This is a genomic window from Oleiphilus sp. HI0080 (genome assembly GCF_001635135.1).
This window is the reverse complement of record NZ_LWFU01000006.1, coordinates 1-603: the sequence shown is the minus strand read 5'-3', so window position 1 is coordinate 603 and position 603 is coordinate 1. Positions and strand designations below refer to the sequence as shown.

Here is a 603-nt window from a genome sequence, read left to right as displayed (position 1 = left end):
GAATGCAAGCGTGCCATGCGACCTGGGCGAGACAATTCCTTTTGCTCTTCAGAAGGGAGTGAAAGCAATGTCTGATAATTGGGCTCAGTTTTGTCATTACCGAAGTTTTTTGTTTTTCGAGCAAAGGTTTGATGCTCTCCGCTGATATCGCGGTGAGCACTTTTTGTTGGCGGGGTGGTAGGAGCTTTTTCAACTTCATCCACGGCATCATTTTGTTCATCTGAACCTAGAGGTTTTTCTAAAGATTCCCTTATAAGTTTCAAGCCCTTGAGGCTCGAGTTTAATGGATGGTGCTCTAGTTGTGAGGCGGCTATAAGTCTGTCGAGAGTGAGTAGTGGTGTTTTAAGATGAAAGAAACGGACTTCTGGCGCTTTTGCCTTGATGATGTCTCTGGTATTAACGCACAGTTGTCTTATGGAGGGTGCAACTTCGGAAGCTTGATGAGTGTTGGTGCGCAATTGGTAAATGCTGATCAAGCATCGAAGGAAGAAGCAGAGTTCTTTGTTTGAGTCATAGGTTGTTATTCGCCTTTCTACAAGTGTTGATAGAACTTCGAAATCTCGGATTTGGCCACGGATCAAGTTAGCACCGACCCGCTTGTTG

1 protein-coding gene is annotated in these 603 nt (G+C 44.9%); it reads right to left on the bottom strand.

Translation table 11 applies throughout. The annotated features are described in order from the left end of the window. On the bottom strand, positions 1–458 hold a 458-nt coding region (locus A3751_RS00270), incomplete at its 3' end, for a hypothetical protein (protein ID WP_156492133.1). Positions 459–603 lie beyond the last annotated feature (145 nt).